A 4,957-nucleotide genomic window follows, 5' to 3' on the forward strand; every position below is an offset into this window, starting at 1 on the left:
GGCCCAGGTCGGCCGACTCGACGGCGAGCGCACTGTAGGTGGTGAACCCGCCCAGCACGCCCGTACCCACGAACAGCTGCACGCGCTGCGCGCGCGAGGATTCCGGCATCCGGGCCCGCCATCCGAACAGGATGCCGATCGCGAACGCACCCACCACGTTGATGAGCGGCACCAGGGCGGGCCCGAGGTCGGCACTGAACGCCAGGGTCAGGCCGGCCCGCGCGGCCGTGCCGATCGCCCCTCCCACCGCCACCAGGACGACGTCACGCCACATGCTCACCCGCGCCACCTTACGCCCGGGTCACTCCCCCAGGATCAGGCGCCTGATCGCGGCATCCTTCGATCCGCCGACGTCCATCGTGCGCCCCTTGCGGTAGAGCGCGAAGACGCGGGGATCGATGTAGCTTGCGCGAGCGACGGCCGGGGTGTTGCCCAGGGCCTCGGCCGCGCAGCGGACGGCGGCCAGCTCGGCCTTCTTGCGTTCGTTCTTGCCCCCCACCGCGCCCGCCTTCGCGAGGGACTCGGCCGCGAGGATGGTGCCGCGCAGCGTCCGGAAATCCTTCGCGCTGAACGGCCCGCCGGTGAGCGAGCGCACGTACGCGTTGACGTCGCCGGGGGTCAACGGCACGCGCCGGCGTCCGCGCTTGTAACTGAGCAGCGCGGCGCGCGAGCGTCCGAGCGCGAGTTCCTCGACGAGGGATGCCACTTCCGCATCGCGGAGGGACAGCTCGGCCCGCTTGCCGCTCTTCGCCGGGAACGACAGACGGACCAGGTCACCCTCGACGACGGCGTCCCTGCGCTGCAGGGTCGTCAGTCCTCGGCTGCCGTTCGTGACGAAATACCGCGCGTTGCCCACGCGGGGCGCGACGAGGTCCAGAAAGCGGAACGACACCGCCAGCACCCGCTCGCGGTCGATCTCGGATCGTCGCAGCGACTGCGTCACGCGCGCGCGGGCCCGCGGGAGCGACTCGGCGAGCTGCAGGGCCCGGGCGAACTTGCCCTTGTCCTGTCGTTTCGACCAGTCGGCGTGGTACGTGTACTGGCGGCGTCCCGCCTCGTCGGTGCCCACCGCCTGGATGTGCGCGTTGGCATCCTTCGCGATCCAGACCTCGCGCCAGGCCGGGGGGATCACCAGACCACGGGCGCGCTCGGCCTCGCTCTCGGGAACGGCGGTGCCGGTGTGGTCGACGAAGCGGAACCCCGACCCCGACCGCACCCGACGGTAGCCCGGGTCCTCGTAGGGCCGCACCCGGATGAGCCGCGCCATCGGGGTCAGTGGGAGCGGAGCATGTCGATGAGCTCCGCCTTCTTCTTGCTCGAGTAGCCGGTGAGGCCGAGTTCCTTCGCGCGCTTCTTCAGCTCGTCGACGGTGCGGTCCTCGTAGTCCTCGGCGTGGCCGCCCTTCTCGCCGACTTTGTCGCGGCCCTTCGCCGCCGCCGCGTTCGAGATGCGCGCCGCCTTCTCTTTCGAGTCGCCCTCGGCGCGGAGCTTCTCGTAGAGCTCGGGGTCCTTCAGGCTGTTCGAGCCACGTCCGTCGGGCATGGTCGGCTCCTTCCGTCGATGCCTCGACCGTAGAACCGGCGTCTTCCGCGCGTCCGGAGGGTTGACATCCTCACCCACCCCGCTGCGGCGCGCCTGCTCCCCGCACCGTTGCCACCGTTCGATGGCCCGGTGACGAGAACTCGCGTGAGGGCAGCGGCGGCAGGGGGTTGACGCGAACGCGATATATCGCGACACTGGGACAACGCGATATATCGCGAGTGAGGAGTGGCAGACATGGAGAAATGGATCGTCCACCCGGGCGAGACGCGCGTCATCGACGTCGACGCGCTGCGGGAGCTCAAGATCGGCCTGGTTGGCGGCCAGGTCGACGTCATCGCGCACGACGAGCCCGACGCCCGCATCGAGGTGCACGGCGTCACGGTCAAAGACCTGCGCATCGAGATGGTCGACGGCCGCCTCGAGATCGATCACCCGCAGCTGCGGTGGGACAACTTCCTCGAGGTGTTCCGCAACTTCGGCGCCGGTGGCCCCAAGGCCGAGATCAGCGTCGCCGTCCCGCGCACCGTCGCCCTGACGCTGGGCGTCGTCAGCGCGAGCGCCCTCGTCTCGGGGTTGCGCACCGACGTACGCCTGAACACCGTCTCGGGCGACATCATGGTCGACGGCCTGGTCGGCGACGTCGACTTCAACGCCGTCTCGGGCGACGTGCAGGTGCGCGAGCTCGACGGCGCCCTCAGCGCGAACAGCGTCTCGGGCGACGTCGCGGCGACCGGGCGGATCACGAAGGCCTCGATCGACACGGTCTCGGGCGCGATGCTCGTCGACTCCACGGGACCCACGCAGTCGATCTCGCTCAACTCCGTCAGCGGCACGGCGACCGTGCGGCTCGATCGCTCGCTCGCGGCGAACTACGTCTCACGCTCGGTCAGCGGTCGCGTGCAGATCGACGGCCAGGTGCGCTCCGGAAAGGGCCCCACCACCTACACCGGCTCGACCGGCGCCCTCGCCGGGCAGTTCGTCGACGTGCGCGCCAACACGGTCTCGGGCGAGATCACGGTGCTGCGCCGCGGCATCTCGGGCCTGCGCCCCGAAGAGCTCGCCGGAGAGGAGGAGTGGTGATGAGCCCCGTCTTCTCGCACGGCGACCTGCGCCTGTACATCCTGAGCCTGCTCGACGAGGCCCCGCGCCACGGGTACGACCTGATGCAGGCGCTGACCGAACGCACCGGCGGCACGTACTCGCCGTCGGCGGGCACGATCTATCCCCGCCTCGCCAAGCTCGAAGAAGAGGGCCTGGTCACGAAGACCGTCGATGGCCGCAAGACCGTTTACGAGATCACGGATGCCGGTCGCACCGAGGTCGCGGCACGCTCCGGCGATCTGCAGGGTATTCAGGCGGGGCTGGCCGACAGCGTCCGACTGATCGCCGACGAGGTGCGCGGCAGCGTCCGCGACGCGATGCGGAGCCTGCGCGCCGACCTGGCCGCGGCTTCGCGCGAGGAGCGGGAGCAGGCGCAGCCCTCGCTCGTCGACGACGCCCGGTCGCGCAGCCGCGAGCAGCTGTCGCGCGCGGACGCCGCCCTCACCGAGTTCCGCGGTCGCGTGCGCTCGGAGCTGCGCGCGCACGTCGCGCGCGGCGGCGAGCTGCGCGAGGCCGGCGTCGACGAGATCGAGGCGGCGCTGCGTCAGGCGTCCGACGCGGTCGCGCGCGCGATGCGCGTGTGAGGCCTCACTCCCAGGGGAGCTGATCGTCGGCGCCGACCGGGTCGTCCTGCGGGACGACGAGTACCGGTCGGCGCTGGCGGTGGCTCAGACGCGCGGCGACCGACCCGGTCAAGAATTCGCGCACCGATTCGCCGATCCCGCGTTTGCGCGTGCCGACGACCAGCAGCGACGCGCCGGTCTCGTCGGCCAGGCGGATGAGGGCGAGTGCGGGGTCGCCGATCTCCTGCCGCGCACTCCACGTCACGTCGTGCCCGGCGAGGACCTTCTCGGCGGCGGTGCGGACGTCGTCGAGGGCCGCCTTGGCGGCTGCCCCCGCGATATCCGCCGTCGTGGAATGCACGTACCCGTCGGGGTCTTCGAACGCCACGAACCGCGTCGTGTCGACGTGAACGACCAGCAGCTCGGCGTGCCCGAGGGCCGCGTACCGGGCCGCCTCGCGCACCACCCGCGACGACTGTCCGGGCACGACGCCCGCGATCACGGGCCCGGAGGCGGCGGGGCGGGGCAGATCGGTCATGATGGTCCTCTCACGGGGGCGGCGCCGGGCGCCGACCGCTCGACGGCTCGGCCGGAATGCGCCGTGATATCCTGGCTGCTACTCTTACCGGCTCGGTCCGGAACCGCAATACGCAGGGTCCTCGTGTGGCCCTCGACGTCGATCGTGAGGGGGTCTCGCATGGGGCGTGGCCGTCAGAAGGCGAAGAACACCAAGATCGCCCGTGAGCTGAAGTACGACACCTATTCGGTGAACTACTCGGCTCTCGAGCGCGAACTGGGTGCACCCGCAGCGGGAGAAGACGAGTACGTCGACAAGTGGGCCGACCAGTACAGCGACGAGTACGAAGACGAGAAGGCCTGACGCCTTCTTCTTGCACTCCTCGCCGCTGATGCGGCTCGGTGCGTTCGTCGTACCCGCGGGAACACCCGACGAAGGGCGCTGACATTCCGTCGGCGCCCTTCGTCCGTGTCGGCGGGCGGGTTGTCGGCTGTACGCGGAGGCACCTTGCGACGTCGCGTCGGGCCGGCGGATGCCGCGTCACCAGGCGCGTCCGGTGCGCCTCTCCCACGCGTCCTCGATGCTCTCGCGCCGCGCCATCACCACCGCGGCCGGTGCCGCGGCGCAGACGACGCACCCGAGGATCACCAACCCGAGGGTCCACCCCCCGGTGATCTCGTGCGTCAACCCGAGCGTCAACGGCATGAGCGACGCGAGCCCGTACCCCGCGCTCTGCACCAGACCGCTCAGCGCGACGGTCGTCTCGTGCGAGCGCGTCCGCAGACCGAACAGCGTCAACGCGAGGGGGAAGAGCAGGGGCGGGATGCCGATGAGCACGACCCACAGCACGGTCGCCGCCGCGGGGGCGAAGAGCAGACCACCCACGCCCCCCAGTCCCGTGACGACGGCGACGATGAAGAACGGTGTCGTGCTCCCGATGCGCCCGATGAGGATCGGGACGATCAGCGACACCGGCAGACCCATGAACGAGAACAGCGCGAGCAGTCCGCCGGCCTCGGCGGCATCCACTCCCGCGATGTCGATGAGCAGCGGCGGCATCCACGCGAACATCGCGTACGCCACCGACGAGTTGACTCCGAACGTCACCACCAGCGCCCACGTCTGCGGCACGCGCACGATGCGCGACAGCACAGACGTCCGAGGCTCTTCGACGGTGTCGGCCCGCGAGGCGCGGGCACGCAGGCTGAGGACGAGCCACGGCACCACCGCCGCG

The 4,957-nt window shown here is 70.8% G+C and carries 8 protein-coding genes; 3 read left to right on the forward strand and 5 right to left on the reverse strand.

Translation table 11 applies throughout. The features are described 5' to 3' along the window. From DBR36_RS07710 to DBR36_RS07720, 3 genes are all read right to left on the reverse strand, one after another. A partial coding sequence (locus DBR36_RS07710; RefSeq protein WP_258222618.1) for a CrcB family protein occupies positions 1–274 on the reverse strand: 274 nt, incomplete at its 3' end. A 27-nt stretch (positions 275–301) separates the two neighbouring features. Next, entirely contained in the window at positions 302–1,267 is a 966-nt protein-coding gene (locus tag DBR36_RS07715) for a DNA topoisomerase IB (RefSeq protein ID WP_108318296.1), read from the reverse strand. A gap of 5 nt (positions 1,268–1,272) precedes the next feature. Next, positions 1,273–1,542, reverse strand: coding sequence for a Rho termination factor N-terminal domain-containing protein (locus DBR36_RS07720; protein ID WP_108318297.1), 270 nt, complete (start codon positions 1,540–1,542; stop codon positions 1,273–1,275). Positions 1,543–1,776: 234 nt separating this feature from the next. On the opposite strand from DBR36_RS07720, the gene DBR36_RS07725 reads away from it, so the two are divergent. Further along, entirely contained in the window at positions 1,777–2,622 is an 846-nt protein-coding gene (locus tag DBR36_RS07725) for a DUF4097 family beta strand repeat-containing protein (protein WP_108318298.1), read from the forward strand. Beyond that, positions 2,622–3,227, forward strand: coding sequence for a PadR family transcriptional regulator (locus DBR36_RS07730; RefSeq protein ID WP_108318305.1), 606 nt, complete (start codon positions 2,622–2,624; stop codon positions 3,225–3,227). Before DBR36_RS07725 ends, DBR36_RS07730 begins: the two co-directional genes overlap by 1 nt. A gap of 4 nt (positions 3,228–3,231) precedes the next feature. Here the strand turns inward: DBR36_RS07730 and DBR36_RS07735 are convergent, their stop codons facing one another. Further along, positions 3,232–3,744, reverse strand: a complete 513-nt coding sequence (locus DBR36_RS07735) for a universal stress protein (protein WP_108318299.1) — start codon at positions 3,742–3,744, stop codon at positions 3,232–3,234. Between the two features lie 159 nt (positions 3,745–3,903). On the opposite strand from DBR36_RS07735, the gene DBR36_RS07740 reads away from it, so the two are divergent. Further along, on the forward strand, positions 3,904–4,086 hold the full coding sequence (locus DBR36_RS07740; RefSeq protein ID WP_108318300.1) for a DUF3073 family protein: 183 nt from the start codon (positions 3,904–3,906) through the stop codon (positions 4,084–4,086). A gap of 177 nt (positions 4,087–4,263) precedes the next feature. Here the strand turns inward: DBR36_RS07740 and DBR36_RS18275 are convergent. Continuing rightward, a partial coding sequence (locus tag DBR36_RS18275) for a CynX/NimT family MFS transporter (protein WP_258222617.1) occupies positions 4,264–4,957 on the reverse strand: 694 nt, incomplete at its 5' end.

The sequence above is a fragment of the Microbacterium sp. HMWF026 genome, from assembly GCF_003061325.1.
Taxonomy (GTDB): domain Bacteria; phylum Actinomycetota; class Actinomycetes; order Actinomycetales; family Microbacteriaceae; genus Microbacterium; species Microbacterium testaceum_E.

Excerpts from the sequence above, each read along its gene's own strand:
- DBR36_RS07735 (WP_108318299.1), bottom strand. The coding sequence starts at position 3,744 with ATGACCGATCTGCCCCGCCCCGCCGCCTCCGGGCCCGTGATCGCGGGC.
- DBR36_RS07730 (WP_108318305.1), top strand. The coding sequence starts at position 2,622 with ATGAGCCCCGTCTTCTCGCACGGCGACCTGCGCCTGTACATCCTGAGC.
- DBR36_RS07720 (WP_108318297.1), bottom strand. The coding sequence starts at position 1,542 with ATGCCCGACGGACGTGGCTCGAACAGCCTGAAGGACCCCGAGCTCTAC.
- DBR36_RS07740 (WP_108318300.1), top strand. The coding sequence starts at position 3,904 with ATGGGGCGTGGCCGTCAGAAGGCGAAGAACACCAAGATCGCCCGTGAG.
- DBR36_RS07725 (WP_108318298.1), top strand. The coding sequence starts at position 1,777 with ATGGAGAAATGGATCGTCCACCCGGGCGAGACGCGCGTCATCGACGTC.
- DBR36_RS07715 (WP_108318296.1), bottom strand. The coding sequence starts at position 1,267 with ATGGCGCGGCTCATCCGGGTGCGGCCCTACGAGGACCCGGGCTACCGT.